Origin of the sequence: Serratia sp. BIGb0234, from assembly GCF_024809915.1 — a bacterium.
In the GTDB taxonomy this organism is placed as follows: Bacteria; Pseudomonadota; Gammaproteobacteria; order Enterobacterales; family Enterobacteriaceae; genus Serratia; species Serratia liquefaciens.
On sequence record NZ_JANUEI010000003.1, the window covers coordinates 389,248 to 411,262 of the forward strand.

General features: G+C 48.8%; 25 protein-coding genes and 1 pseudogene. 22 read left to right on the plus strand and 4 right to left on the minus strand.

What is annotated here, in order from left to right; genetic code table 11:
• The first annotated feature begins 5 nt into the window (after window positions 1-5).
• The 4 genes from M2407_RS14645 (at window position 6) to M2407_RS14660 (ending at window position 1,812) form a co-directional block, all read left to right on the plus strand.
• Window positions 6-470, plus strand: coding sequence for an SMI1/KNR4 family protein (locus M2407_RS14645; RefSeq protein ID WP_020828634.1), 465 nt, complete (start codon window positions 6-8; stop codon window positions 468-470).
• A 141-nt stretch (window positions 471-611) separates the two neighbouring features.
• Window positions 612-1,139, plus strand: a complete 528-nt coding sequence (locus M2407_RS14650) for a hypothetical protein (RefSeq protein ID WP_125470335.1) — start codon at window positions 612-614, stop codon at window positions 1,137-1,139.
• A gap of 17 nt (window positions 1,140-1,156) precedes the next feature.
• Window positions 1,157-1,453, plus strand: coding sequence for a hypothetical protein (locus M2407_RS14655; RefSeq protein WP_128865732.1), 297 nt, complete (start codon window positions 1,157-1,159; stop codon window positions 1,451-1,453).
• Window positions 1,450-1,812 (plus strand): DUF596 domain-containing protein, encoded by a 363-nt coding sequence (locus M2407_RS14660; protein ID WP_128865731.1) that lies wholly within the window; start codon window positions 1,450-1,452, stop codon window positions 1,810-1,812. The genes M2407_RS14655 and M2407_RS14660 overlap by 4 nt, the downstream gene beginning before the upstream one ends.
• 40 nt (window positions 1,813-1,852) lie before the next feature.
• On the opposite strand, the gene M2407_RS14665 is transcribed toward M2407_RS14660, so the two are convergent.
• Entirely contained in the window at window positions 1,853-2,053 is a 201-nt protein-coding gene (locus M2407_RS14665; protein WP_020828631.1) for a hypothetical protein, read from the minus strand.
• Between M2407_RS14665 and M2407_RS26325 the strand changes: the two are divergent.
• From M2407_RS26325 to M2407_RS14680, 4 genes and pseudogenes are all read left to right on the plus strand, one after another.
• Window positions 2,010-2,162: pseudogene (locus M2407_RS26325) on the plus strand (filamentous hemagglutinin); the annotation flags it as partial. The gene M2407_RS14665 and the pseudogene M2407_RS26325 overlap by 44 nt on opposite strands.
• Window positions 2,163-2,293: 131 nt before the next feature.
• Window positions 2,294-2,542: a hypothetical protein gene (locus tag M2407_RS14670; protein WP_046372627.1), complete on the plus strand. Its 249-nt coding sequence runs from the start codon at window positions 2,294-2,296 to the stop codon at window positions 2,540-2,542.
• Window positions 2,539-3,072 (plus strand): hypothetical protein, encoded by a 534-nt coding sequence (locus tag M2407_RS14675; RefSeq protein ID WP_046372628.1) that lies wholly within the window; start codon window positions 2,539-2,541, stop codon window positions 3,070-3,072. The genes M2407_RS14670 and M2407_RS14675 overlap by 4 nt, the downstream gene beginning before the upstream one ends.
• A 240-nt stretch (window positions 3,073-3,312) precedes the next feature.
• Entirely contained in the window at window positions 3,313-3,888 is a 576-nt protein-coding gene (locus M2407_RS14680; RefSeq protein WP_020828635.1) for an Ail/Lom family outer membrane beta-barrel protein, read from the plus strand.
• 45 nt (window positions 3,889-3,933) lie between these two features.
• Here the strand turns inward: M2407_RS14680 and abgT are convergent, their stop codons facing one another.
• From abgT to M2407_RS14695, 3 genes are all read right to left on the minus strand, one after another.
• Window positions 3,934-5,460, minus strand: a complete 1,527-nt coding sequence (gene abgT, locus M2407_RS14685; RefSeq protein WP_130016526.1) for a p-aminobenzoyl-glutamate transporter — start codon at window positions 5,458-5,460, stop codon at window positions 3,934-3,936.
• A 102-nt stretch (window positions 5,461-5,562) separates the two neighbouring features.
• A complete protein-coding gene (locus M2407_RS14690) occupies window positions 5,563-7,014 on the minus strand; it encodes a M20 family metallopeptidase (RefSeq protein WP_130016525.1) in 1,452 nt (483 codons plus the stop codon).
• Window positions 7,011-8,327 (minus strand): M20 family metallo-hydrolase, encoded by a 1,317-nt coding sequence (locus M2407_RS14695; protein WP_020828628.1) that lies wholly within the window; start codon window positions 8,325-8,327, stop codon window positions 7,011-7,013. The genes M2407_RS14690 and M2407_RS14695 overlap by 4 nt, the downstream gene beginning before the upstream one ends.
• Window positions 8,328-8,599: 272 nt before the next feature.
• Between M2407_RS14695 and M2407_RS14700 the strand changes: the two genes are divergently transcribed.
• From M2407_RS14700 to M2407_RS14765, 14 genes are all read left to right on the plus strand, one after another.
• The gene (locus M2407_RS14700; protein ID WP_041414962.1) at window positions 8,600-9,496 is read left to right on the plus strand and encodes a LysR family transcriptional regulator; all 897 of its coding nucleotides are present in this window, start codon (window positions 8,600-8,602) and stop codon (window positions 9,494-9,496) included.
• A gap of 402 nt (window positions 9,497-9,898) precedes the next feature.
• Entirely contained in the window at window positions 9,899-10,750 is an 852-nt protein-coding gene (locus M2407_RS14705) for a winged helix-turn-helix domain-containing protein (protein WP_130016524.1), read from the plus strand.
• Complete coding sequence (locus tag M2407_RS14710) at window positions 10,740-11,225, plus strand: hypothetical protein (RefSeq protein ID WP_259218508.1); 486 nt, start codon at window positions 10,740-10,742, stop codon at window positions 11,223-11,225. The genes M2407_RS14705 and M2407_RS14710 overlap by 11 nt, the downstream gene beginning before the upstream one ends.
• 156 nt (window positions 11,226-11,381) lie before the next feature.
• Window positions 11,382-12,011 (plus strand): helix-turn-helix transcriptional regulator, encoded by a 630-nt coding sequence (locus tag M2407_RS14715; protein ID WP_128865443.1) that lies wholly within the window; start codon window positions 11,382-11,384, stop codon window positions 12,009-12,011.
• A 309-nt stretch (window positions 12,012-12,320) separates the two neighbouring features.
• Complete coding sequence (locus M2407_RS14720; protein ID WP_130016522.1) at window positions 12,321-12,866, plus strand: fimbrial protein; 546 nt, start codon at window positions 12,321-12,323, stop codon at window positions 12,864-12,866.
• A gap of 43 nt (window positions 12,867-12,909) precedes the next feature.
• Window positions 12,910-13,491, plus strand: a complete 582-nt coding sequence (locus tag M2407_RS14725) for a fimbrial protein (protein ID WP_128865441.1) — start codon at window positions 12,910-12,912, stop codon at window positions 13,489-13,491.
• A 50-nt stretch (window positions 13,492-13,541) separates the two neighbouring features.
• Window positions 13,542-16,103 (plus strand): outer membrane usher protein, encoded by a 2,562-nt coding sequence (locus tag M2407_RS14730; RefSeq protein WP_165366280.1) that lies wholly within the window; start codon window positions 13,542-13,544, stop codon window positions 16,101-16,103.
• A 142-nt stretch (window positions 16,104-16,245) separates the two neighbouring features.
• On the plus strand, window positions 16,246-16,938 hold the full coding sequence (locus M2407_RS14735; RefSeq protein ID WP_269813943.1) for a fimbria/pilus periplasmic chaperone: 693 nt from the start codon (window positions 16,246-16,248) through the stop codon (window positions 16,936-16,938).
• Window positions 16,939-16,955: 17 nt separating this feature from the next.
• Window positions 16,956-17,615 carry a fimbrial protein gene (locus tag M2407_RS14740; RefSeq protein WP_259218511.1) on the plus strand — a complete coding sequence of 220 codons (660 nt, stop codon included), beginning with the start codon at window positions 16,956-16,958 and terminating at the stop codon, window positions 17,613-17,615.
• A 10-nt stretch (window positions 17,616-17,625) separates the two neighbouring features.
• Window positions 17,626-18,114, plus strand: a complete 489-nt coding sequence (locus M2407_RS14745; RefSeq protein ID WP_128865438.1) for a fimbrial protein — start codon at window positions 17,626-17,628, stop codon at window positions 18,112-18,114.
• A gap of 19 nt (window positions 18,115-18,133) precedes the next feature.
• A complete protein-coding gene (locus tag M2407_RS14750; protein WP_232807858.1) occupies window positions 18,134-18,634 on the plus strand; it encodes a fimbrial protein in 501 nt (166 codons plus the stop codon).
• An 11-nt stretch (window positions 18,635-18,645) separates the two neighbouring features.
• Window positions 18,646-19,191, plus strand: coding sequence for a fimbrial protein (locus M2407_RS14755; RefSeq protein ID WP_232807857.1), 546 nt, complete (start codon window positions 18,646-18,648; stop codon window positions 19,189-19,191).
• Window positions 19,192-19,267: 76 nt separating this feature from the next.
• The gene (locus tag M2407_RS14760) at window positions 19,268-20,146 is read left to right on the plus strand and encodes a hypothetical protein (protein ID WP_259218514.1); all 879 of its coding nucleotides are present in this window, start codon (window positions 19,268-19,270) and stop codon (window positions 20,144-20,146) included.
• 89 nt (window positions 20,147-20,235) lie between these two features.
• Entirely contained in the window at window positions 20,236-21,972 is a 1,737-nt protein-coding gene (locus M2407_RS14765; protein ID WP_232807856.1) for a PglL family O-oligosaccharyltransferase, read from the plus strand.
• Window positions 21,973-22,015 lie beyond the last annotated feature (43 nt).

The following is a 22,015-nucleotide window of genomic DNA, read 5'->3' on the forward strand; positions in this document are numbered from 1 at the left end:
ATGATATGAGCTTGAACGATATGAAAAATGCCATTGATATTATTAATGGTAAGATTGACGAGGCAGACTTTGATGGGCCTAAAGATGATGCGCTCATTAAATCTGCTGAGAAGGTACTTGGCTTAAGCTTTCCTATAACATATCGATTCTTTTTAGAGAATTTAGGATGTGGGGATATCGCGGGTCAAGAGTTTTATGGGCTAATTAAATCTGATTTTTTTAACTCAAGTGTTCCTGATGCTGTTTGGATAACGATCCAAGAACGAAATAACTCTAATTTACCAGATAATTATATAATTGTCAGTGCTACGGGAGATGGGGATTATGTGGTCTTGGATTGTGCTCAATCAGGCTCAGAAGCTCCTGTTAAGCTATGGTCTCCTGGAGTGAATGATCATCAGCTCGCATTTAAGCCATTAGCAAATGATTTTGGCGAGTTTTTTTATAAACAAATGCAAAGTATAAGTTGATCTAATTCCCCCGGCTTTAGCCGGGGTTAGTATTTTTAAGCCTGAAACCCTTTCGCGGTATGCGAAGCGGGTACTCAGGCGAAATGGACTGCAATAGATGCGGGCCAGGATGGCAGCTTTGCTGCGGGAATTGTCGCGGGCGTGCCTGCTTCACTGTACGAAACGGTAGAAGGCATTGTGAAAATGGGCTTAAGCCCAGTGGACACATGGAACTCAATCTCTGCCTTATTCGACGGTGATGGTGTATTAAGTAATGTTAGCGGCGCAGTAAAACAATCTTATATCGACAGAATAGATAAGCTGACTACTGAGTATCAAAAGGCGGGAGCCAGCGGCTCATTCAATGCAGGGGGCGAGGGTGGTAAACTACTGACTGATATTGCATCTTTGGCTGCCGGTGGTGCTGGGCTGGCCAAGGGCGGAGTGGTACTGACGGAGAAGTTTGCAGCTAAGGTTGCGGGTAAGGCTGAGTCGACAGCTATGAATGCTGGAAAATTATCAGCTGAAAAAGAAGCATTAGAAAGAATCGGGCAAAATGCGAAAAATAGTTCTGATTTAAGTGGAAAACCATCTGGGGCGATATTACAGCAGCAAGCAGTGAAAAAAAATTTGATGGCCTTGCCACTCAGTTTAATAATCCGGCAGTACATCCGAAGGACTTCCAGTTAAATATTAATGGGAAAACAATGGTTGCAGCTCCACCGTTAAGTTTAGGTGCTCCTGTATTTAAAGGAGCTACTGACGCTGATGTTATGACTTACTTTAAGCAACTTTCGAGGTCAGAGAATATGCAATCAGCTAAGGTGGTTCCTGGTAAAGGTACGGTATATTCGTTAAAAGTCACAGAAGGACCTTCTGCTGGTAGCACTTTGACATTGAGAGACTTTTCAACGTCAGCACAACAAACTGGTGCTAAATGGACCATAGATTTAATGACTCCATCTATAAATGGTGGAAGAAGGGTGGAGATTAAATTTAAATGATTAAAAATATCAATGAGATATATAAATCTGTTGCCGAAAGTTCTTATGGATTGTCTTTGGGGGCTATATGGCAACATATCAGTGTTGAATGTTCTGAGTTGCCTGATAACTACTCTTTCAGGAAAAAAATATTTTTTGTTGTTTTAGGTAACTTATTGAATAATAAAAAAATTAAACTAGCTACGAATGGCGTGTTTTTGACTGCTCCTGTTGAGCAACAAATAAAAATGTTGGAAGAGGCCTGGCCTGCTTACCCATATGAAGATGATGATTTAGATGAATATGGAATGTGGTTTTTAGTTAAGGCACCTGTTGGGGTCGTTTGGCTAACACCTGATGGTGGAGAGCTATGGACTTGAAATAATCCCGACTACCGAGCCGGGATCCTTTTATCAGCCGTTACCAGCACCATCCGTCACGGCGCTTGAACACCGGCGCATCGCCGATATCGTTCAGCGGGCCCGGAAAATCCTTCAGCCACAGGGCCACCTTCTTGCGGTTGTCGAGAATAACTATCTGAGCAGTAAGCAGGTAGATGCATGATCTGCTGAAATGAAATTCTGTCAGACCAGCGGCGGTAAGCGACGGCACCATCATCATCCGCGATCAGGACAAACAAACGCAGGACGTCAACGACCTGAGCCGCGACGTGGAGCACGCCAATCAGACGTTAAGCCCGATCTTCGACAAAGTAAAAGTGGTGAAAAAATAACCGAAAAATTATATCTAAAGGTATATCCCCCATTACTGCTGAAGCATCTGGGGTTGTGGGTGGCGGTGTGGCTGGGACAGTTGTAGGGGCAGGAATTGAAGCTGGGATGAAAGCTGAGGATAAAAAAAATGAAAAATAAACATGTAGGTTTTTCAATGTTTTTATATTTATTTTTTTCGTGTGCATTATTGATAATAGGAATAGCTATTTTAGCTAGTTTTATCGCGCCAATAATTTTCTTCGTTCGTAATGGAGTTTTTGAGTATCGGTTAGATACGTTTATTTTTGCTTGCAAAGCTGGAGCAGGTGCTGGCGTCCCATTAGGCATTGGGGTTTGGGTGTTTGCTAAGATAGAAGAGATTAAAAAGAAAAAATGAAACGACTTTGCAAGACTGTTTTGCTACCGATGAACATCGGTATTGCAGTGCTTAGCCCCCTGAGTGCTGGTGCTGTCACACGCGAAGAAATGCGGACACTCGATGCCGCCTATCCGCCTGGCAGTATTGTTAACTGCGAGGCCGAACTTGCCGGGAATGGTAAAAATCTATTGCCTATGACCACAAAAATTCGTGGGCATATCATAAGTAGAGCGGAAAATCTAAGCCACGCCGATGTCCGCGTGATGTTCATTCCTCATGGCTCATCAACGGCAACAATTACTCTGAGCTATCGGCAGAAAGTGATTATGGAAGAGAATGGTCAGCGGGTTTATATCGATCCGGAAAGCCTGAAAGTCTCAATGCCGGTCAGCCCTTCGAGTGAGGCGATTGTAGCCAAAGGATTTCGGGATCGGCTTCCAGCAACGCAAGAAGTCCAGCCCTATCAGACGACAGAAATCACCGATTTCCCGTCTTATGTGGTCAGGGTTCCGGGTGAATCCCCCCTTTATTGCCATAAAGTAGAGTAGGGAGTAGTTTGAAAGCGAATAGACAGTTCCCAGCGACTAAAGATAGCGTGATTGTTCTTTCTAAAAGGTGGTTAGCAAATTGCACGTTCAACTAATTAATAATAAAACAGGGTTTGCTATAATCTAATTTTATCAACCAATTTTTCTTGATAATGAAAAATTAATGATTTATGCCGCCAATACGACATGGATAGTTATTTTTTTACCAATGTTGTTCCACTTACGATTAAGGAAGATTGCATGAAAAAGTTAATCATCTCCACTTTGGTTCTTTCCACTCTGGGCTTCGGCATGGCTGCCCATGCTGGGCAAAGTACCATCACTGCCGGTTATGCGCAGAGCAAGGTACAGGACTTCAAGAATATCAATGGCGTGAACGTTAAGTACCGTTACGAGTGGGATTCGCCAATCAGCGTTATCAGCTCATTTACCTATATGAGCGGTGACAAGGACGAGTCTTACAATGTCTATCGCGACAAAGTTAATAATCATGCCGAAGTTAAATATTACTCACTGTCCGTTGGTCCGGCATACCGTTTTAATCAATTTGTCAGCGTTTACGGGCTGCTGGGTTTGAATTATAACAAGGTGGATTACAAGTCATCCTGGAGCAATTACGCATACAACACTTACGAATATATGGGTGAAGAGAGCGGTAACCAGAAGAAAACCTCCTTTATGTACGGCGTTGGTTTCCAGGTTAACCCAATGGAAAATTTGGCGGTAGATATCGGTTATGAAGGCTCCAAACTGGATGCCGGTGGTAAAAATCGCTCTATCAACGGTTTCAATATCGGCATTGGCTATCGTTTCTGATAGTTGCATGCTTCCGGCCTCCCGATATCAAGAGGCCGGTAATCTTTACCCCATCTTCGGATAGACCCCCGGCCCGATCGGCAGGCCGAGTGCGTACCACGCCAGCAACAGTAAAATCCACACGGCAAAGAACACCAGCGGATACGGCAGGATCAGCACGTAATAGGTGCCGAGCTGGGCGTCTTTGCGGTAACGCTGCAGGAAACCGAGGAACAACGGCAGGAACGGCGACATTGGTGCCAGCGGCAGCACCGAGGAGTCGGCAATGCGGAAGATCATCTGCGCGAACGCCGGGTGGAAGCCGAGCAGCATAAACATCGGCACAAAAATCGGTGCCAGAATCGACCAGATGGCCGAACCGCTGGCGATAAACATGCACAGGAAGGCAGAGAGGAACATCAGGCCGAGGAACGCCGGTGCGCCGCTCATGCCGGCGGCTTCCAGCATGTCGGTCAGGCCGATGGCCATAAACTTGCCCATGTTGCTCCAGTTAAAGAACGCCACGAACTGCGACAGCGGAAACACCATCACGATAAAGCCGGCCATGCTCTTCATCGGCTCTATCAGGTGGTGGGGAATATCGTCTGGGCGTCGGATCTGTTTGGTCACCACGCCATAGGTAATGCCGACGGTGAAAAAGAACAGGATAATGATCGGTACAATGCCTTTGATGAACGGCGAGGGGATCACCGAACCGGTTTTGGGATCGCGCAGCGGGGCGGCTTCCGGTACCACCAGCGCGGCGATAATCGCGATAAACACCAGTGCGGCGATGCCGCTCATCATCAGCCCATGGTTTTGCAACGGGGTTAGCGCTTCAATTTTATCTTCCGCGCTGCCGCGCCATTCCGGCAACCTGGGTTCAATAAACTTATCGGTCAGCAGTGCGCCGGCGATGGTCAGCACGATCACCGAGGTGGCCATAAAGTACCAGTTGTCGATCACGCTGACGTGAACGGCGGCGTCTACCGCTTTGGTGGCCTCGGTACTGATACCGGACAGCAGCACGTCGGTGGTGACGATCAGCAGGTTGGCGGTAAAGCCGGAAGCGACCCCGGCGATAGCGGCCAATAGCCCGGCAATGGGATGGCGGCCCACGGCAAGGAACATCAGTGCGCCGAGCGGCGGCATCACCACCAGCGCGGCGTCCGATGAAATGTGGCTGAAGAAGGCGATAAACAGCACCATGTAACTGGCATAGCGTGCGCTAACGCGTGAGGCCATTTTATACATCAGCGCCTGCAACAGCCCGACTTTCTCTGCCAGCCCAGCGCCGATGACCAGTGCCAGAATGGCTCCCAGCGGCGCAAAGCTGCTGAAGTTATGAATGATGTTCGGGAAAATCCACTGCATGCCCGCTACGCTCATCAGGTTATTCACCTTGATCAGCTCGCCGGTGGCCGGGTTCTTCACCGCTAGGTCCAGCCAGGAGAACAGCGCCGTGGACAGCATTAAAACAACGATTAAATAGACGAACAGTAAAAAAGGATTGGGAATTTTATTCCCGATGCGTTCTACCCAGTAAAAAATGCGACCGGGGCTTTTATTGACTGACGTTGTGGCCTCACTCATTGTCTTACCCTCTGTGTTTGTCCTGTTGTGTTTATTTTTTATTATTTGATTTATTTATAATTATTTTCACAGGCCCGTGGGTGGGCCTGTGTCGTTCTGTCTTTATTTTAACGGCGAAGGTTTAACCCCCGACGGGATTGGGCAACTGTACGGCTGTTCTGTTCGTTGGCGTTCGAACTCGCGGCGGCACTCCGCCAGCAGAGCGCTGTCGCTCAACAGATCGATGGCGGTGGCCGCCATCACCTTGCCCGCCAGGCACATGCCCTTGTGCGCAATAGAGGTGCGGCCCTGTGCCACCAGTTGCCAGGTGTGCAGCGGGGTGCCGAGCGCAAAGCACGGGCTGAAGCACTGAGCGGTCGGCGTCACCCAACTGACGTCGCCGACGTCGGTGGAACCGTACAGCAGATCTTCCGAGGCCACATAAGGCGCGACTTCATCCATCAGCACCTTGTCGCCCAGGTTTTGCACCCATTCACGCCCGGCCGCCCCGCCAGTCCGGGCGATATTCAGCTTGGCATTACGCAGGTCGTCCTTGTTCAGCGTTTGGCGGATCTCGGTGGCGAAGCTGCGCTCCTCCTCGCTGTACTCCGGCAGACCGAAGCCACAGACGTGGCGATACATCACCTGCTCCATGCTGCGGTTTGGCACGTAGTTGGAACAGGCCTTGTCGAAACGTACCGTCATTTGGGTATCGGTCATTAGCGCCGCACCCTTGGCAATGTTGATCACTCGCTGGTAAATATCCTGCGCTTGATCGAGCTGCGGCGCGCGGATCAGATACAGCACTTCGGCGTCGGCTTGCACCACATTGGGCGAGCTGCCGCCGGTATTGGTAACCGCATAGTGCAATCGCGCTTCCTGCACGATGTGCTCACGCAGGAAGTTGGCACCGGTGTTCATCAGTGTCACGGCATCCAGCGCGCTGCGGCCAAGGTGGGGTGAGTTGGCGGCGTGCGCGGCGACCCCCTTGAACTGAAACGCCGCCTGAATATTGGCCAGGGTGCTGGTATTGAACATGCCGCTGAAGCCTTCGGGGTGCCAGGTGAGTGCGGCGTCGACGTCATCGAACAGCCCTTCGCGTACCATAAAGGTTTTGCCGGAACCGCCCTCTTCGCCAGGGCAGCCGTAGAAACGCACGGTGCCGGTCAGGTGCTGTTGCTGCATCCAGGCTTTGACCGCGAAGGCTCCCGCCAATGCGGCGGTGCCCAACAGGTTGTGACCACAGCCGTGACCGTTCCCGTTTTCGACCAGCGGTTGCGGCGTGGCGCAGCCTGACCGTTGGCTTAATCCGGCAAGGGCGTCGTACTCGCCCAGCAGGGCGATCACCGGGTGGCCGCTGCCATAGCTGGCGATAAATGCGGTTTCAATGCCGCCGACGCCGCGTTCAAGCGTAAAACCTTCTTGCTCCAGCGCATCGGCCAGCAAATTGGCAGAATAGGTTTCGGTAAAGCGTGTTTCCGGGTGATCCCAGATACTGTCGCTCAGTGCGCTAAAACGCGGCTGGTGTTGGTCAATGTAGTGATGGATAAACTTCAGCAGCTGTGGATGGCTCATGCTTGGCTCCCAAAAGTAGGCAGGTTAAGCGCCAGCGACGCCAGCGTTTTCACTGCCACCGCCATGACCTGTTCGTTAAAATCAAACTTCTCATTGTGGTGCCCGGCGCTCAGCTCGGTGCCGAAGATCACGTACGAGGCCTGCCCGCCGTGCGATTTCACCCGTTCCATCATGTAGGTTGCGTCTTCTGAACCGGCGGCCTGCTCGCGGCGGTCGACCACCGAACTCAGTTCGGCAATGCCCTGCGCCTGTCGGTGAATGTAGTCCACCCACGGTTGGGTCGGTTTGCTGCTCTGTGCCGCGCCCATCAGCGCGATATCGCACTCAACGCCGTGCATTTTTGCCGCGCCTTCAATCACGTTCAGCGCCTGCTGGTAGACAAATTCGTTGATGGCATTGGTGGCGCCGCGGGTTTCTACTTTCATGAATGCGTGGTCGGCGATCACATTCCGACCGGTCCCTGCCTGCAGCACACCGACGTTGATGCGCGAGCTGCCTTCGCTGTGGCGTGGAATGGCGTACAGCCCCAGCGTGGCCTGTGCCGCCGCCAGCAGCGCATTGCGGCCATCTTCCGGTTTGGCCCCCGCATGGGCGGCCACGCCACGGTAGGTGACGTCGAGTTTGCTGGTCGCCATAAAGCTGTCGCTGCCGCACACCAGTTCGCCGGCCGGCACGCCGGTGCCGATATGCACCGCAGTGAAGAAATCAACGTCGTCCACTACGCCGGCTTCCACCATGGATTTTGCGCCTCGGGTGCCTTCCTCCGCCGGTTGGAAAATCAGTTTGATGGTGCCGTTGAGCTGAGGTTCCAGGCTTTTGAAAACGTGTGCCAGTCCCAGGCCGATGGTGGTGTGGCCATCGTGACCGCATGCATGCATCATGCCGCTGTTGCAGGAGGCAAAACCTTCGCGAAACGGCAGGTGATCCGGCTGCAGCTTTTCGTTGAGATCTAGCGCGTCCATGTCAACGCGATAGGCGATCACCGGCCCGGGACGGCCGGTATCCAGCGTGGCGACAATACCGGCGAAGCCGCCGGAAAAATGTGGCAGCCATTTTTCCAGCGCACCCTGTTCGCGGGCGCGCTGCTCCTGAGCCTGCAGAGCCTCGGCCGACGGTAACCCCATGCGGGCGTCGGCGTTAATCACTTCACGACCCAGTTGCAGGCGGTAGCCCAGTCGATCCAGCTCTTCCGCCACCAGGGTAGCGGTGCGGAACTCAAACCAGCCGGACTCGGCGTAGCGGTGAAAGTCACGCCGCCAGGCCTGCAGCTGCGGGTACAGATCGGTCACCAACATCGAAAGCGGATTATTCATTTTGATATCTCATAAGTTATCGCGCCCAGGTAAATGCCGGGCAGCAGTGGTGCGCTGAACCAAATCAGACGGTGAAGCTATTTAATGAAAAAAAGACGTATTTAGTGACTAACTGCCGCGAATAGCGCTTATCGGCGCAGAAAATGCGCTTAATTAAGCGAAATAAGAATTTGGTTATATATTCTGTTTTTTTCGAATGTACACAATGGAATCAGGCTAAATAAGATGCCAATATCTTGCTATTGATAAATAACGGTTATCGCCATTTGCCTATGCCAGCCTCAATAAAATTGCACCAATTACGTGCGTTTGTAGAAGTCAGTCGCCAGGGCAGCATCCGCGCCGCCAGCCGCACTTCACGCCTTTCCCAGCCTGCGTTAACCAAGTCGATTCAGGAGTTGGAGCAGGTGCTGGGGGCTAAGCTGTTTATTCGCCGCAGCCAGGGTGTGGTGCTGACCGACTGCGGCGATAACTTTTTCCAGCATGCCAGCCTGATCCTCGAAGAGCTGCGGGTGGCGCAGGAGGATATTCAGCAACGGCTGGGGCTGGCGGGTGGTTCAGTGAATATCGGCGTAGGCGGCAGCATTGCGCGCACCGTCATGCCGCAGGTTATCACCCAGTTTCATCGTGAATACCCGAAGGTCAAAGTACGGATTGTCGAAGGACAGCTGGTATCGATGATCCCGGAGCTGCGCCAGGGCGAGCTGGATTTTACCGTCAATACTTATTACCCCAGCAGCCTGGACAATGAATTACAGTACGAACGGCTGATGGAAAAAGAGTACAAGGTGGTGGTGCGCAAGGGGCATCCGATGGAAGGAGCGACGTCCCTGAAACAGCTGCAGCACTGCGACTGGACCATGCCGACGCCCAAAGGCAGCTACTATCGCCTGCTGCACGATCTGTTCGGGGATTTGGGAATGGCGCCGTCAATCAGCGTGACCTGTGAGACATTTATGGCCTGCACCAGCCTGGTGGCGCAAAGTGATTTCGTCAGTATTTTATCGGTAGATGTGATCTCTGACCCAATACTGGGTAAGCATCTGGTGCCGCTGGCGCTGGAAGAAAGCTTGCCAAAGGCGACGTTTTATCTGATTCAGCGTAAGGACACCACGCTGACGCCGATGGGCGCACACCTGGCGCGCCTGTTTCGTCTGCACTGTCGCTGAGGTGTTAACCAAAAACCGGCAGTGTTGAGCGAAATGTGCAAACCACTTAATTAGCCAATCAGTAGATATCTACGATGTTCTATTTTTGCGTAATTTACGTATTGTACACTTATAAAAAAACAGCTGAAAATCTCTCTGTCATTAATTTATAAAAATATCTTTATCTTAATGGGGGTATTTTAATTCCATTTCTCACCTTTGTAGTTATAGCATTATTTTTAATGCAATTTAGTTGGGTAAAAAAACGGCAAAAACAAAACCATAAGAATGTTTAATGTTTAAATTTATATTTCAAAATCAATGAGTTGAATTATTCATTGGGATTTTTCCTATGTATTGCTTGACCAAAATGGTTAATTTGACATACTTTTTTCTTGATTTTACTGTATTTAAAGGCGTTTTATGGAAGAAAACAAGATATTTAATAATAAAGTCGTTTTTGACTTTAACGCCTGTTGTTTGTATGAGGCTAATAATGAAGGTAACCGAGTTTCATTAACTACGCCTTCACGTGATTGCTTGGCTATCATTACATTAAACTCTCCTAATACAACATCTCAACAAGTGTTGTTTGAGCAAGTATGGGAGCAGCATGGGATCCCGGTTAATGTGAATACGCTGTATCAGCATATTTCTATGATTCGCCGTGCATTCAGACAGCTTGGTATGAACGATGACGTGATAGTGACGATCCCTCGTCGTGGCATGTGCTTGGCGGCGGGGCTGCATGTTGCAGCATTAGCGGGAGGTAAACAGGTTCCCTGTATTGAAAGGTTAGGCCAGCCTGGTAGGGTAATCGAAAAAGCGCCTGATATAATTTTACAGCCAGCGGCTGAAGTTGATAATCAGCAATATCCAGAAAAAGCTCCGGCAGATGCCAGAGGGCCCAGCATTATCAATTGGTTGCTCATTGCACTGCTGACATTGAGTGTGGCGCTGATCGCAACGGTTTTAATGGCGTATTTTTTCTCGACCAAAAACGGCCGGTTCCACGATTATCATCACGCCATGAAAGTTAACGGCTGCGATATTTATCTCTATAAAAAAGAGATTGCGTGGTCGAGAGATAAGATTTCAGACGCATTAGCCGAAGCAGGTAAAACCTGTTCACAGAGTGAAAGGGTATACATCAGTTATTTCAATACGTTGCCGAGAGTTTCCCTGATTAGCTGTAATGGTGATATTTTGAGCGAAAACACGGATTGCTCTTCCTACTATATTTATCGTGAAGGGGGGCATCGTTATGAAAAATAGGTTTTTTTTAGCTGTGATATTTTTATTGCTGCTTGGTTCTCTTGCTGGATGTTTTTTTTATAAAAAACTGACTAAGCGTGAGAATGGCTTGGGTTGCTATGCGCATGCGAGCTTTATTTATCCATCATCAAGTGGGAGTCACCGCCTGGAGCTTGGCATGTTATTTCTTTTGGATAAAAATGTTGGGATTATTTCATACAGCGGTAAGATTAATTCCGCAGGTGTTAATTATAACGTTAAGCGCTATGCTGAAGTAGAGTATGTTGTGCATGATGGCACCTCTTATTTTATAAAAACTAAATCCGTGCATCCCGATGTTTCGGATAATGTGCCTGATGTGCTGTCGAAAAAATATTTTTATGATTACCTCGATAGGGTTGACGGTTGGGTTAGCTTTAGAGTGGTCAAGGATTACCATAATAAATATACTTTTTACACTAACTCAATTCCTCACTTTGTTTGTAAGGAACGCTGAGCATCCAAGTGGATGCTACAATTGTATAAAATCTAAAAAAACCTGACGTTAATGTCAGGTTTTTTTATAAGTTTTTTTTAGCTAAGTTAATTATTTATCTTAATCATCAATCTGTAGTGTGATTAATCTATAGTTGTTAGATTGATAAGGGAATATATGCTTAGTTACAATGTTATTATTGTTGGCAGTGATAAGTATTATGCACAGGGGTTAAAGTTGTTAATTGATAAAATATTTATTGAGGGCGGCTTCATTGGAAATGTGAGTTTTGATAAGAGCAAACTGAACTATGCTGATGTTGTGTTTAAGGAAGTGGAGGGGGATGGCGACTGTGCCATGTCATTGCCATTAATCAGTAAGGGATTCTGTGGTGTGGTTTTTCCGGTATTTAGAGATGTAAGAGACGTCAAGAGAGGTCGTGGGTCGTTAACATGTTCTGTTTTCAATTCTGGATTGAAATTCTCAAAGCGGGACTCTACATCAGAAACTGTAGGTAAAATAAAAAAATACTTCAGCCAGCTGTCAATGAATAAAGAGGGCGGCTACAGCAATGCGTTGTCATCAACTTGTCAATCCTGTGGTAAGCAGCTTTTGACTCAGTGCGAGATTGATGTTATCGAGCTTCTTTCTGCTGGGTTCTCATTTAATAGCATAGCTTATATCTTGAGTAGAAATGCTAAAACAGTCTATACGCAGAAGTACTCTGCGATGAAAAAGCTAAAGTTAAAAAATAATCTGGAGTTGACATCTTTTATCTGTGGGGGGGCAAATAAAAAACGGATGTAATTCGTGATTGTTACATTATTTATTAGTGTAAAAATGATTAGAATGCTCTGTTTCATCTTGTTTAGTTTTTTTAAGACATCTTAAATTATCTGCCAACTTTAATTGTTAAGTTTATGTCATTGTTTTTAATGGATTTATTTTAATTTCATTAACTTTAGATTTATTCATTGAGTAGTGGTGTTTTGACGGTGTTATATTTTATCTCGTCGAAGGTTTTGATTAATTTTCGTCTTGGGAAGAGGGATGCTTCTATATAGGGAAGTTTCCTCTCAAGGTAAGAGGTAATTTATTGTGATGGAAGATTAAATAATGAATATTAATAAGCTTAAGATGGCGATGATCATGGGTGCTATGGGTGCTTCTTTTATCGCTAATGCCGCTGTTGTGAACCAGGGTTCCGGTAAGGTTACTTTCACCGGATCTATTATTGATGCGCCATGCTCTATTGCTGCTGATTCAGCAGACCAAACCATTGAATTGGGGCAGGTTTCTCAGGTTTCGCTGAAGGATGGTGGTAAATCTACGGTGAAACCTTTTTATATTAACCTAGAGAACTGCGAGTTAACCACTTCTGGTCCAGGGAAGAATAACGCAGTGAACCTGACTTTCACAGGGGCAAGCGGTAAAGACCAGGATGGTCGTCTGAGCATTACCGGTACGGCTAAGGGGGCAAGTATTGCTATTACTGATGGGACTGGTGAAGTCATTAAGCTGGGAACTGCAACGAATGCTCAGACCTTGCAATCGGGGAAAAATACTTTGAGTTTCTCCGCCTATTTACAAGGCGATGGTGCTTCTTCAGCTACACCTGGTGATTTCAGCGCCGTGACTGACTTTACCTTGGCTTACCAGTAAACATTATTAAGTAGCTGGTGCTAGATAGGCATGCGGAAACCGCATGCCTGATTTAGCGCTCAATGAGGGTAAGGCCATGTTATCTAAGGGGAGAGTAAAGATAATAACCCCTTTAATTTTTGTGTTTGCATTGATTGTTTCTGCAAATGCAGAGGCCCTATCATCGCAAGGACGAGGGCAGGTCAATATAAAAGGTGAGATTGTAGCAACGGCATGCGCCATTTCTACCAAAAGCCGCGAGCAAACCATTGATATGGGAAATATCTCTGTCTCAGATATTTATCGGCGTGGGCAGGGGAATGCCAAAGCCTTTTCTATTGAGTTAATTAATTGCACTCTGGAAACACAGAGTGCGCATGATTCCGCCAGGAAATACGTGCAACTTACGTTTGATGGTAATAACGATAACGGACTCTTTCAGGGGGAAGGCAGAGGGAAGGGGGTAGCGATAAGAATTACGGATCATAATGGAAATGTCGCTATCCCCGGTGTTGCGATGCCGCTGGAAACTCTTGCTCCAGGAAATAAAATGCTCAATTACTTTATGACACTTGTTGCGGTTCATCATCCGCTCAAGGTGGGTGGGTATTTTTTCACCATTCGGTTCAGATTAGATTATTTATGACGAATCTTAGAACGCGTCTGAAAGTTAAGTAATAGATAAGGTTTTTAATTATGCGAAAGCCTACAAGGACGTTATTGAATTTTTACATGCCCAGGTTGTGTTTTTTTTTATATTTCTGGCAGCCGAATGGGGTGGTTTATGCCGTAGAAGAGATCCAGTTTAATACGGATGTACTGGATTTAAACGATAGAGAAAATATCGACTTAAGTCAGTTCTCTCGTAGCGGTTATATTATGCCAGGCACCTATGCCATGACGGTGCATGTGAACAAGAACGAACTTGCTGAGCAATCTGTGTTGTTTATCGCGCCGGAAAATGATCCCAAAGACAGCAAGGCCTGCTTGTCGCCTATGCTGGTTCAGCAACTGGGGTTAAAGGAGAGCATTCTGCCTCAGCTTTCTTGGTCACGCGATGGACGTTGCCTTAACTTGCACAGTCTGGAAGGGATGGAAGCACGTGGTGATTTGGCATCATCGGCGTTGTATCTGAGCGTTCCTCAAGCCTATTTGGAGTTTACTTCCGATTATTGGGATCCACCGTCGCGCTGGGATGAGGGGATTCCAGGGATCCTGCTGGACTATAGCGTCAATGCTCAAACGCAGTGGAATCAGCGGCAAGCTGGCAATGGGTATGACATCAGCGGCAATGGGACTTTGGGAGGGAACGCAGGTGCTTGGCGGTTGCGCGCTGACTGGCAAGGGCGACTGGCCAGCCAATCCGGTTCGAAACAACGGATGCAGCGTTCGCTGGAGTGGAGCCGCTACTACATCTACCGGGCTATTCCGGCATGGCGTGCAAAATTGACGCTGGGTGAGGAGTATTTGGAGTCCAGCCTTTTTGACAGTTTCAGATTTACCGGGCTCAGTTTACGGTCCGATGACAACATGTTACCTCCGAATCTGCGAGGTTATGCGCCAGAAGTAACGGGGATAGCCAAGTCGAATGCCAAGGTCATCATCAGCCAACAGGGGCGGGTGTTGTATGAGACACAGGTTGCTGCTGGACCATTTCGTATTCAGGGGCTTAGTGACGCTGTATCAGGGCAGCTTGATGTGCGGGTGGAGGAGCAGGACGGAGGTGTGGTGCAAACGTTTACGGTCAACACGGCCAGCATTCCATACTTAACGCGCCCAGGTTTGGTGCGCTTCAAACTGGCGGCAGGACGGCCAGCGGAATGGGGGCATCAGCTGCGAGGCCCGTTGTTTACTGCCGGGGAGTTTTCTTGGGGAGTGACCAACGGTTGGTCGCTGTACGGTGGTGGATTAGGCGGTGGCGATTATAACGCGCTGTCATTGGGGATTGGGCGCGATCTAATGGCACTGGGTGCGCTGTCATTTGATGCGACCCAGTCACGGACACAGCTGCGACAAGAGAGAGCCTTTAGCGGCAGCTCGTATCGCCTCAGTTATTCGAAGACCTTTGACGAATTGGACAGTCAAGTGACCTTTGCTGGTTACCGTTTCTCGGCGCAGGACTTTATGACAATGAGCGAATATCTTGATGCGCGCTATACCGGCCACAGAAGCGGTAGCAGCAGGGAAATGTACACCGTCACCCTGAACAAGAACTTTCGGGACTGGGGATTAAGCACTTATCTCAACTACAACCACCAGACCTATTGGAATCGACCAACCAATGATCGCTATAACCTGACGCTGTCGCGCTACTTTGATTTCGGCAATATCAAAAATCTCAGCTTGTCGATAGGGGCTTACCGCAACCGTTTTAACGGTCGCAATGAGGATGGAATGACGTTGTCCGTGTCGATGCCATGGGGAAATAGAGCATCACTTAATTACAGCCTAATGCTTGATCATAAGGACACAGTGCACCGTGCTGGCTATTACGATCGGATTGACGAGCATAGCAGCTACCAGTTGTCCGCTGGCACATCGCGCCGTGGTGGCAACCTGAGTGGTTATTACGATTATGAAGGGGATATTGCCAGGGTCAGTGCCAATGCCAGCTATCAGCAAGGCAGCTATAGCGCATTGGGTGCCTATGCGCAGGGGGGTATGACGTTAACGTCCGAAGGTGGGGCATTACACCGCAGCAACATGATGGGAGGCACACGTTTGTTGATTGACACCAATGGGGTCAGTGGTGTGCCGGTGCGTGGATATGGCAGTACCTCCAGAAGCAACCGCTTTGGCAAAGCGGTTGTCGCAGAAGTAAACAGTTATTACCGCAATAAGGTGAGCATCGATTTGAACCAGCTAAGTGATAGCGCGGAGGCGATAACTTCGGTGGTGCAGGCAACGCTCACCGAAGGCGCGATTGGTTCTCGACGATTTGACGTGATAGCCGGTGAAAAGGCTATGGCGATGATCAGACTCGCCGATGGCAGTGAGCCGCCTTTTGGTGCGACGGTGTTGAACGTGCGCAATCAGGAAACTGGCATTGTTAACGACGGTGGCAGTGTTTACCTGAGTGGTATCAATGCAGGTGAGACCATGAAGGTGAGCTGGGCGGGCCATGTGCAATGCGAGGTGAAAATGCCGGCGTCGCTGCCAGCGGATTTGCTGATGAATAACCTGCTATTGCCGTGTGAACCGGTAGGTAGGGGGAGCGATTTAAGCCAGCAAAGTGTGCGGGCGATGATGCTGCCATGAACAGTGTGTAGGGGGAGGCTCTCTCCTCAGCACAAAGAATAATGTAATAACAATCAGGATGTAGGTATTGATGATCATGACTTATGTAAAACGCCGTGGCATATCCAAATTGAGTGCGGTTATCGCTGTTTTGCTAGGTTTTATGACGGCTTGGCAGGTGCAGGGCGCTATTGCTCTGGATCGCACTAGAGTGATTTTTGACGGTGACTTGAAATCCGTAAGTCTTAATATTAGCAACCAAAACAAACAGTTGCCATATTTAGCTCAGGGGTGGCTGGAAGACGAACGGGGGAATAAAATCCTAAGCCCACTGACAGTGCTGCCGCCGGTTCAGCGTATTGAGCCGGGGAAAGCGAGTCAGGTGAAGTTGTTGGCGTTGTCGAAGATCGCACAGCTACCACAGGATCGAGAGACGTTGTATTACTTCAACCTCCGTGAGATCCCACCAAAAAGTAGTAAGCCGAACACGCTGCAGATTGCGCTGCAGACGCGGATCAAACTGTTCTATCGCCCGGCGGCCATAGCGCCTCAGCAAAACGCCGCGCCTTGGCAGGAAAAACTGACGCTGACCAAGATAGGGAATACCTACCGCGTCAATAACCCGACACCGTACTACGTAACGATTGTCGATGGCGGCGTCAAAAAAGGGAGCCCGGGCATTACGGGTTTTGAACCGTTGATGTTGCCACCTAAAGGCAACGGCATGCTGAACGTATCTTCAGCGGCTCTGGGGCAAACCCCTGTGTTGACCTATGTGAATGATTACGGTGGGCGTCCGCAGCTCACCTTTACCTGCAGCGGTAGTGAATGCCATGTAGTCATGGATAAACCCTAAAGGTATTTGGAGAGGAAATGGCAATGCAGGGAGCTAAGCATTGTGGGGGGGACGACGGCTATAGTCGCTACCTACATCGCTGGATAGGGTTGATTATTGCGGCGCTGCTGATGGTGTTGCTGACATTGGTCATGATGATGCTATTGATACAACAAGCCCAAGCCGATGGTGGTGAGGTTGATGGTGCCAATGGTGTGCTACTGATCACGGGTTCACTGACGGAAAGTGCCTGTCGACTGGATATGGCGAGTGCTGATCAGGTTGTGAGTCTGGGGAGTTTAGGAACGGCACAGTTACAGCAACCTGGTGATCGCGGTGCCTCAGTATTGCTCGAGTTGCGGCTGAAAGATTGTTTACGTATTCAGACCGACCAGCGGGATGAGCTCGTGGGAAAAAGAGCCTGGGGAATCGAATATCCCACGGGCACGGTGAGTTTCAGTGCCCTACAAGATGCAGATACGACGGGATTAGTTGAAGTGCAGGGGGCATCGGGTATTGCGCTATTGTTGTCTGACCGTCAGGGAAAACCCGTGAGTCTTGATCTTCCTGGTACGCCACTGATGCTCTCCCCTGGTAATAATGCGTTGGTTTATCGGGTGACACCCGTGCGTACACCCGCTGCGTTGCAAGCTGGCGCATATAGTGCGGTGATCCACTTCCGGCTGTTTTATGAATGAGGTGACTAAGATGGCGGGGAAAAACCTGTGCATGGCAGCAAGTCTGTTGAGCTTATTGGCGTTGTCTGCGCCTTGGGTGATACAGGCCGCCACGGTAACGGTAAAAGTGGTTGTTGTTCAACCCCCTCCCTGCGTCGTTAATCAAAATCAACCAATAGAAGTGAATTTTGGCGAAGTCAGTACGATGAAGGTTGACGGCAGCAACTATCGTCAAACGATCAGTTATAGCCTCGCATGTAGTGGCGCAGTATCCAACGCTATGAAATTACAAATTAAAGGCAGTGGCGCATTGTTTGATCACGAAGTGCTGCTGACCAATAAGACGGGGTTAGGTATCGCTTTATTACATAACGATATCCGGCTACCTCTTAATCGTTGGGTCAACTTTACTTACCCAAACTCACCGGTATTGGCGTCGGTTCCGGTTAAAGCCGCTGGTGTAACGTTAACCGGGGGGGAATTTAGCGCTGGTGCAACCTTGGCGGTGGATTACCAATGACAAATGCGGGATGAGTCTCATGCAATCTATAAATATGCGCCGATATTGGCATATTCACGCTCTATTGCTGTTGGCTTTGGGGAAGGCTGGGGTGGGGCAGGCAACCGAGATGCAATTTCGGGGCAAACTGATAGAGCCGCCAGTTTGCTCGATTAATGATGGCGGGATTGTGGATGTGAACTTTGGCGATCGGTTGGGTGTGAACAAGGTTGATGGCGTGAACTACCGACAAGCCGTGAATTACCGAATTAGCTGTGAGGGGAGTACTGGCATGGACGGCATGACACTTATCTTTAGTGGCGCTGTCAGCACTTTCGATAAGGCAGCACTGCAAACTAGCATGAGTGATCTGGGCATCCGCATTTATCAGAATGATCAACCGATGGCGCCGGGTAGCAAGATTGCCATTAATCCCTCTAGCCCACCGCAACTGGAGGCGGTGCCAGTACAGCGTCCCGGTGCGGTGTTGAGCGAAGGCCAGTTTGAGGCCACTGCGACCCTGCAGGTTAATTATCAGTAGCAGAGAAATGCATGATAACCATAAAAATGAAACACCATCCTTTGGTGTGTGTTCTGGGGATGTTGACGGTACTAAGTACAACGAGTGCTCTTGCCGAAAAAGACAACCTTCGTTTTCGTGGTGCGTTGGTGGCAGAACCTTGCGTTATCGCACCGGGGGACGAAGAGGTTCAGTTGGCGTTTGGTGTAATCGTCGATAAATATCTTTACCAGAATGTCCGAACGGTTGGAATGCCCTTCGAGCTGCGTCTGGCACAGTGCGACCTGAGTTTAGCCAAATCCATCTCGGTAACGTTTACGACATCGGAAGAGAGCCGTGAGCTGCCAGGGTTGTTGGTTCCCGTTGGTAACGCGAGGGGAATTGCTATAGGGCTGGAAACAGCATCAGGGCAAACCATTAAGCTTGATAAAGCGAGTGAACTTTACCCGCTGACGCAAGGCAGCAACGTGATACATCTCAAAGCTTATGTGCAGGTGGAACCACTGGCATTGGCTAACAGGTCCGTTGTGCTGGGAGCCTTTACCGCGGTGTCCACTTTTCGGTTGACGTATGAATAAGGTGGACAACATCTCCCCGATATAGGTTTTCAACCATATTCTATATTTCTGACTGGTGTTTTCTACGAGAATAATTATGGAAATAAGAAAAATTTCATTACGTATTGGGTGTCTTTTATTTTGTTTTTATACATCCATTTCTTATGGAATGCCCTCTGACTATGGTAGTGGCTATTTTAATGTGTCATCTTTCAATAATTATGAATGGCATATTGATCAGGATGGGTATGCTGTTGTCGATAAGGCCGACTTGTCGCTGCGTGTAAATACAGTGACCAATCCTTGTCTAAGTGCTTTTAATCTCGTTGCTGGTATTGGCCGGTTTGTTTCTTGCCGCGTTGAACGAGAATTGTGCGGAGCCAGATGTGAATATTCAAAGTTGTTTGAATCCACTAATATTAATGCGTTGTCAGTGGCCCAATTGAGAAATCTGTTGTCTGCCACGGGTAAGATGGCGTATGTCGGGTCTGCCCAGCAGGGGAGCATGATTTTTATATTGTCAGTGAGCGGCACCTCCGGGAGCTCTAACAACTATCTTCCCAAACAACGTGGAGGAGGAGGTGGTGGTGTTGAAGGTATCCCGATTACACCCGTTGAGCCGCCCACCAGTTGTTTAGCGTCAAGTACGACGCTTGATCATAAGACGTTGAGTGTCGCTGACTTGCAGGGCAATATCGCGACAGGCAACCTGACGATTTCTTGCAATAAAGCAGCCGGAGTGCGACTCAGGATTAATGGCTATAGCCACTCCAGTGGTCTGGCGTTGACTGACGACCGGTCGTTAATATCACACTTAACTCTCAACGGCGCACCGGCAGACAGCGATTTAAATGTCTCGGTACCGAGTTGGCAGGCAGCCACGGTGGTTGTCTATTCGATATTAGAAAAAACTGGAACGACGGTCACACCAGGCACTTATTCGAAAGCATTGATCGTTTTAATGACTATTGATTAGCACAGATAGAACCGCGAATTAATACTCCTTGGGTTATTAACGCTTTCCCTCATTACAATGAGCGGGGATATGTATAGGTTGGGAAAGATATGCGTGTATTATATAAAATAAAGTATTGTGATAATTATTTGTTTCTACTTTTTCTTGTTGTTTCATTTTTTGTTTTTCGCTACTTCCCAAATATGGGAGGGGTGGGATTAAATCTGCCGGTGAATACATTGGTCTATGCTGCCAGCGCAAGCTTGATATTGCTCATATGGCTGCGGATGGTAAGAAGGCGGTCCATAACCATCACTTCGACGTTCCGCTATTTTTTCTTTGGCGGGATTATGTTGAGTATTCCGCTATTGTTTACGCGCCCAGAATGGTTGCCAGCTGCAGCTTGGCGAATGGCGGCGTTTTTTGCTGGCTTGGTGCTCTATTTCTCTTGGCTGCAACTCCCCTTGAACCGTCACTATCGGCGTACTTTATACGTACTGCTGTTACTGCTCGTTGTGCAACAGGCGGGTATGGCGTTATTGCAGCTGTTTGCCCCTGAATGGAGTGGTATGCCGCCGGGAGGACGCCGGGTATCTGGTGTTTTCCAGCAACCTAACGTGCTGGGCAGTTTTATCGCCACCGGGCTGGGGCTAACATTGATGCTCTATCTGCTACCAAGGAAAATGCTGGCGGTTTCGGGTTATGGACGTTATCACCGTTTGGCGCTCGCTTTGCTGCTAGTTTTACTCCCGGCATTACTGATCTGGATACAGTCGAGGGCCGCTTGGTTAGGCTCAGGATTGATGGCGTTGGGTTTCTGTTTGAGTTTCTGGCGGCATCAGCCATTGTTTTGTGCGAAGGCGGTTGGGTTAATGTCCGTGGGGTTGTTGTTGGGGATTATCGTGATGCAGTGGCAGCATAGTGAAATGCTACGCTATATCAGCCATGAGTCATCTAACCACGCGCGATTGTCGATGCTGATGGACACATTGGCAATGATAATCCGGCAACCTTTGAGCGGTTGGGGATACGGTGGTTTCGAATTCAGTTTCCAGCACTTTCGTATTAATCAGAGCCCTCCAACTGCAGTGTTGGAAATCGCTCGGCATCCTCATAACGAAATTTTGTTGTGGTGGGTTGAGGGAGGATTACTTGCTTTAGTGGGCATGGCGATGATCGCTGTGGCGGGAGGACTATTGCTGATACGAGCAATGTATAATGACCGGCAGGCATGGAGGGCTGGGCGAAGTGGAGCCGGAGAAGCAACCGCGCTCTGTTGGGTACTGGTTCCTATCCTGATTCATAGCCAACTTGAATATCCATTTCATATTTCTGCCGCGCATTGGGTACTGTTTTTACTGCTGTTAGCCACATTAGATGGCTTAACGAAAAAGCGTATAGCTTGTCGTCGGGTGGGCAGCGGAATACTGGTAAAAGGGGGAATGCTGGTTATGGCTGTGATGATCATCAGTGTGATGATCGCTGCCTTTCGGGGCGGGATAGAGCTGACGGCGGTTGAACGCAATGGTATGCGCGATATCGAACCACTGAAACAGATGTCACCATTGTCTGCGTGGGTGCATGATGAGCGCAGAGAGTTTGACCTGCAGATTAACGCTTTGATGAGCTATAACCAGACGAATGACGAGTTACTGCTGGTGGAACATGTCACTTGGGCACGGGCCTATTTGTTACGGCGCATTGATGTCAATGTCTACGCCAGCCTGATAACTATCTTACGCCACCAGAGGCGAATGGTGTTGGCTGAACGCTACCGTCTGGAGGCCGCCATGCTATTCCCCGCCGATCGACGCTTTTCTGATGAGCCTTGGTATCAGCAACAGTAATATCCAGCGTGGCTTTGAACAAAAAGCTCAGCAGGGGCTTTTA

Excerpts from the sequence above, each read along its gene's own strand:
- M2407_RS14695 (WP_020828628.1), bottom strand. The coding sequence starts at position 8,327 with ATGAATAATCCGCTTTCGATGTTGGTGACCGATCTGTACCCGCAGCTG.
- M2407_RS14735 (WP_269813943.1), top strand. The coding sequence starts at position 16,246 with ATGACGGCTTGGCAGGTGCAGGGCGCTATTGCTCTGGATCGCACTAGA.
- M2407_RS14655 (WP_128865732.1), top strand. The coding sequence starts at position 1,157 with ATGGTTGCAGCTCCACCGTTAAGTTTAGGTGCTCCTGTATTTAAAGGA.
- M2407_RS14745 (WP_128865438.1), top strand. The coding sequence starts at position 17,626 with ATGGCGGGGAAAAACCTGTGCATGGCAGCAAGTCTGTTGAGCTTATTG.
- M2407_RS14675 (WP_046372628.1), top strand. The coding sequence starts at position 2,539 with ATGAAACGACTTTGCAAGACTGTTTTGCTACCGATGAACATCGGTATT.
- M2407_RS14645 (WP_020828634.1), top strand. The coding sequence starts at position 6 with ATGAGCTTGAACGATATGAAAAATGCCATTGATATTATTAATGGTAAG.
- M2407_RS14740 (WP_259218511.1), top strand. The coding sequence starts at position 16,956 with ATGGCAATGCAGGGAGCTAAGCATTGTGGGGGGGACGACGGCTATAGT.
- M2407_RS14750 (WP_232807858.1), top strand. The coding sequence starts at position 18,134 with ATGCAATCTATAAATATGCGCCGATATTGGCATATTCACGCTCTATTG.
- M2407_RS14720 (WP_130016522.1), top strand. The coding sequence starts at position 12,321 with ATGAATATTAATAAGCTTAAGATGGCGATGATCATGGGTGCTATGGGT.
- M2407_RS14765 (WP_232807856.1), top strand. The coding sequence starts at position 20,236 with ATGCGTGTATTATATAAAATAAAGTATTGTGATAATTATTTGTTTCTA.
- M2407_RS14725 (WP_128865441.1), top strand. The coding sequence starts at position 12,910 with ATGCCTGATTTAGCGCTCAATGAGGGTAAGGCCATGTTATCTAAGGGG.
- M2407_RS14690 (WP_130016525.1), bottom strand. The coding sequence starts at position 7,014 with ATGAGCCATCCACAGCTGCTGAAGTTTATCCATCACTACATTGACCAA.
- M2407_RS14670 (WP_046372627.1), top strand. The coding sequence starts at position 2,294 with ATGAAAAATAAACATGTAGGTTTTTCAATGTTTTTATATTTATTTTTT.
- M2407_RS14665 (WP_020828631.1), bottom strand. The coding sequence starts at position 2,053 with ATGATGATGGTGCCGTCGCTTACCGCCGCTGGTCTGACAGAATTTCAT.
- M2407_RS14730 (WP_165366280.1), top strand. The coding sequence starts at position 13,542 with ATGCGAAAGCCTACAAGGACGTTATTGAATTTTTACATGCCCAGGTTG.
- M2407_RS14715 (WP_128865443.1), top strand. The coding sequence starts at position 11,382 with ATGCTTAGTTACAATGTTATTATTGTTGGCAGTGATAAGTATTATGCA.
- M2407_RS14760 (WP_259218514.1), top strand. The coding sequence starts at position 19,268 with ATGGAAATAAGAAAAATTTCATTACGTATTGGGTGTCTTTTATTTTGT.
- M2407_RS14700 (WP_041414962.1), top strand. The coding sequence starts at position 8,600 with ATGCCAGCCTCAATAAAATTGCACCAATTACGTGCGTTTGTAGAAGTC.
- M2407_RS14710 (WP_259218508.1), top strand. The coding sequence starts at position 10,740 with ATGAAAAATAGGTTTTTTTTAGCTGTGATATTTTTATTGCTGCTTGGT.
- M2407_RS14680 (WP_020828635.1), top strand. The coding sequence starts at position 3,313 with ATGAAAAAGTTAATCATCTCCACTTTGGTTCTTTCCACTCTGGGCTTC.
- M2407_RS14755 (WP_232807857.1), top strand. The coding sequence starts at position 18,646 with ATGATAACCATAAAAATGAAACACCATCCTTTGGTGTGTGTTCTGGGG.
- M2407_RS14705 (WP_130016524.1), top strand. The coding sequence starts at position 9,899 with ATGGAAGAAAACAAGATATTTAATAATAAAGTCGTTTTTGACTTTAAC.
- abgT (WP_130016526.1), bottom strand. The coding sequence starts at position 5,460 with ATGAGTGAGGCCACAACGTCAGTCAATAAAAGCCCCGGTCGCATTTTT.
- M2407_RS14660 (WP_128865731.1), top strand. The coding sequence starts at position 1,450 with ATGATTAAAAATATCAATGAGATATATAAATCTGTTGCCGAAAGTTCT.